The sequence below is a fragment of the Streptomyces sp. FH025 genome, assembly GCF_017427025.1.
Classification (GTDB): Bacteria; Actinomycetota; Actinomycetes; order Streptomycetales; family Streptomycetaceae; genus Kitasatospora.
On record NZ_JAFLNG010000756.1, the window covers coordinates 1 to 3,497 of the forward strand.

Consider the following 3,497-nt stretch of genomic DNA (forward strand, 5'->3'; position numbering starts at 1 on the left):
CCAGGAGTGTGTCCACGTGTCCGAGACCGCAGCCGATCTGACGAAGCCGGACAGCACGGCGGACGACACGGTCGAGAGCACCGCCGACGTCATCGTGGTCGGCGCGGGCCCGGCCGGCTCCACGACCGCGTACTACCTCGCCCAGGCGGGCCTGGACGTGCTGCTGCTGGAGAAGACCGCCTTCCCCCGGGAGAAGGTCTGCGGCGACGGCCTGACCCCGCGTGCCACCAAGCAGCTGGTGGACATGGGCATCGACGTCTCCACCGAGAACGGCTGGCTGCACAACAAGGGTCTGCGCATCATCGGCGGCGGCGTCCGGCTGGAGCTGGACTGGCCGGAGCTGTCGGCCTTCCCTGACTACGGCCTGGTCCGCAAGCGCGCCGACTTCGACGAGCTGCTGGCCCGTCAGGCCGAGAAGGCCGGCGCGCGGCTCTACGAGCGCTGCAACGTCAGCGGGCCGGTCCTGGACGACCGCACCGGCCGGATCGTCGGCGTCACCGCCAAGCTCGGCGAAGAGAAGCGGCCGGTCACCTTCCGGGCCCCGCTGGTGGTCGCCGCCGACGGCAACTCCACCCGGCTCTCGCTGTCCATGGGGCTGCACCGCCGCGAGGACCGCCCGATGGGCGTCGCCTACCGCACCTACTTCACCTCGCCGCGGCACGACGACGACTACCTGGAGTCCTGGCTGGAGCTGTGGGACACCCGCAGCGGTCAGCGCAAGCTGCTGCCCGGCTACGGCTGGGTCTTCGGCATGGGCGACGGCACCTCCAACGTCGGCCTCGGCATCCTCAACTCCTCGCCCGCGTTCGGCGAACTGGACTGGCGCGAGGTGCTCAAGGCCTGGTGCGCCAACATGCCGGAGGAGTGGGGCTACACCCCCGAGAACATGACCGAGCCGATCCGCGGCGCCGCGCTGCCGATGGCCTTCAACCGGCAGCCGCACTACACCCGCGGCCTGCTTCTCGTCGGCGACGCGGGCGGCATGGTCAACCCGTTCAACGGCGAGGGAATCGCCTACGCGATGGAATCCGGCCAGATCGCCGCCGGGGTCATCGTGCAGGCCCACGCCCGGGTCACCGACGCCGGCCGCGAGCGCGCCCTGCAGGCCTACCCGCGCATCCTCAAGGACGTGTACGGCGGCTACTACACGCTGGGCCGCGCCTTCGTGAAGCTCATCGGCAACCCCAAGGTGATGCAGCTCGCCACCCAGCGCGGCCTCACCCACCCGATGCTGATGCGCTTCACCCTGAAGCTGCTCGCCAACCTCACCGACCCGCAGGGCGGCGACGCGATGGACCGCGTGATCAACGGCCTGACGAAGGTCGCGCCCAACGCCTGAGCGGGGGTGGGCTAGCGCCGGTCCGGTGCCGTTTCCGGCGTCGGGTCCGGCGCTGCCGTCGCCTCCGGTGCCGTCCTCGGTGTCGTTCCCGGTGTCGTCTTCGGTGCCGCCTCCCGGACCGGGGTGTCGCGGGAGGCGGCGGAGCGCCGCTCGACGTAGGCGAGGCGTTCGGCGAACACCCGGGCCGCGTCCGGGGTGAGCGTCCGCAGGGCGACCAGGGCGGTGAAGACGACATCGCAGAGCTCGTGCTGGACGTCCTCCCAGGTGTGGGTGACGCCCTTGCGGGGGTTCTGCCCGGTGGCGCCGATCACCGCCGCGCCGACCTCGCCCACCTCCTCGGAGAGCTTGAGGATCCGCAGCAGCCGCTCTTCCTGCGGCGTCTGCGCGCTCTGCTCGTCCAGCCACGCGACCAGGTGGTCGACGCTCTCCCAGATCCGGCCGTCCATGCGGTGCTGCTCCCTGCGGTGTCGTTGGTGCTGCCACCGTACGGGAGCGACGACGTGGGGCGGGCGGGGTGGGGTTGTCCGGGCTTTCCCGGGGGCTTTCCCGGGTTTCTCCGGGCTTCGCCAGGCACCCCTGGGCTCGGGCCCGCGGTCTTCCCCGGGCTTCTCCGTCAGTGCTTGCTGATCTTCACGTGGCGGAAGTTCACGGGGACGTTGGGGAAGCCGTCGCCGGGGCCGTTCTGATCGTCCTCGCCGGCGGCGGCGATCTTCTGCAGGACGTCCATGCCGGCCGTGACCCGGCCGAACGGGGTGTAGGCGGGGGAGAGCTTGGTGTCCTTCCAGACGATGAAGAACTGGCTGCCGTTGGTGTTCGGGCCGGCGTTGGCCATGGCCACGGTGCCGGCCGGGTAGGTGGCGCCGGTCAGGTTCTCGTCCGGGAAGGAGTAGCCCGGACCGCCGCTGCCGGTCCCGGTCGGGTCGCCGCACTGCAGGACGTAGATCCGCTGGGTGGTGAGGCGGTGGCAGTGGCTGCGGTCGAAGTAGTCGTGCTCGGCGAGGAATCGGAACGAGAAGGTGGTGCAGGGTGCCTTGTCGGTCAGCGCCTCGAAGGTGATCTGGCCCTGGTTGGTCCGCAGCGTCGCCTGGTAGGGCTGGGCCGCCTTTTTGGCGTCGAACACCGGGATGCCCTTGAAGTTGTCGGCCGGGACGGCTGGCGTGTACGTGCAGGCCGCGCTCTGGGGGGTCGCGGACGTGGGTGTGTCCGCGACGGCGGTGCCGGTGCTCGCCGCGAGCGGCAGGACGGTGGCGGCGGCGACCAGTGCCCAGTGCGTGCGCTTCACGTGACGGGCCTTCCGTGGGGTGGTGGATGGCATGGTTGTCATGCAGGCATCATCCACGGCCGGATGGGTCTCCGGTAGGGGTTGGGGCGGTCGATACTCCTTTGTTCCCGGGTGGCTGGTGGTGAGTCAGTTTTGCTATGGGGTCGTGGTGTTGGGCGCTGCGCCCACCTCCTCGTCGGTCGGGGCGGGGGTGAACAGTCCGGCGCGGGCGGCCAGGGCGGCGGCGTCGGCGGCCCGCTCGGCGGTGCGGGCGTCCAGCGGCTCGCCGGTGACGAACAGCCGGTAGTAGAGCGGGGCGGTGGCGGCCCGGACCACCTCGGCACCGTCCGTACCTGTGGGCAACTCGCCGCGGGCGATGGCCCGTTCGGCCACCTCGGCGGCCTGGCGGTGGCGGGCCGCGAAGAAGGCGCGCAGGGCTGCCGCGCCGGCGTCGGAACGCTGAGCGGCGGAGATCAGTGCGATGGGCGTGGGGCCCAAGTCGGGATCGGTGAAGACGTTGAACACCTCCTGGGTGATTCGGCGGAGGTCCTGCTGGAGGTCTCCGGTGTCGGGCAGTGGCCAGGGCTGGTCGGCCGAGGCGGTCAGGGCGTCCACGATCAATCCGTCCACCCCGCCCCACCGTCGGTAGAGGGTCGCCTTGTGGACGCCGGATCGGGTCGCGACCGCCTCGACGGTGAGGCCGTCGTACCCCTTCTCGGCGACCTCGGAGAGCGTGGCGGCGACCACGTCCGCCCGGACCCGAGCGCTGCGGCCGCCCGGGCGCGGGGTCGGAGCGTGGGGCTGCCGCTCCTGCCCGGGGTGATGGGCTTCACTCAAAGTCGACTCCTGTCGCGTTAAGTCTTGCTGTGGGGTGGCGGTCATGCCATGCTCATCGTA

General features: G+C 71.2%; 4 protein-coding genes. 1 reads left to right on the forward strand and 3 read right to left on the reverse strand.

The features are described 5' to 3' along the window. The first annotated feature begins 37 nt into the window (after window positions 1-37). Window positions 38-1,339, forward strand: a complete 1,302-nt coding sequence (locus J0670_RS33310) for a geranylgeranyl reductase family protein (protein WP_207815944.1) — start codon at window positions 38-40, stop codon at window positions 1,337-1,339. Between the two features lie 11 nt (window positions 1,340-1,350). On the opposite strand, the gene J0670_RS33315 is transcribed toward J0670_RS33310, so the two are convergent. The 3 genes from J0670_RS33315 to J0670_RS33325 all read right to left on the reverse strand — a co-directional run bounded on the left by J0670_RS33315 (window position 1,351) and on the right by J0670_RS33325 (window position 3,437). After that, complete coding sequence (locus J0670_RS33315) at window positions 1,351-1,785, reverse strand: MazG-like family protein (RefSeq protein ID WP_307806805.1); 435 nt, start codon at window positions 1,783-1,785, stop codon at window positions 1,351-1,353. Window positions 1,786-1,952: 167 nt separating this feature from the next. Then, the gene (locus J0670_RS33320; protein WP_243437881.1) at window positions 1,953-2,663 is read right to left on the reverse strand and encodes a peptidylprolyl isomerase; all 711 of its coding nucleotides are present in this window, start codon (window positions 2,661-2,663) and stop codon (window positions 1,953-1,955) included. A 93-nt stretch (window positions 2,664-2,756) separates the two neighbouring features. Further along, window positions 2,757-3,437: a TetR/AcrR family transcriptional regulator gene (locus J0670_RS33325; protein WP_243437882.1), complete on the reverse strand. Its 681-nt coding sequence runs from the start codon at window positions 3,435-3,437 to the stop codon at window positions 2,757-2,759. Window positions 3,438-3,497 lie beyond the last annotated feature (60 nt).

Coding starts and splice junctions, on each gene's coding strand:
- J0670_RS33315 (WP_307806805.1), bottom strand. CDS start 1,785: ATGGACGGCCGGATCTGGGAGAGCGTCGACCACCTGGTCGCGTGGCTG.
- J0670_RS33320 (WP_243437881.1), bottom strand. CDS start 2,663: ATGACAACCATGCCATCCACCACCCCACGGAAGGCCCGTCACGTGAAG.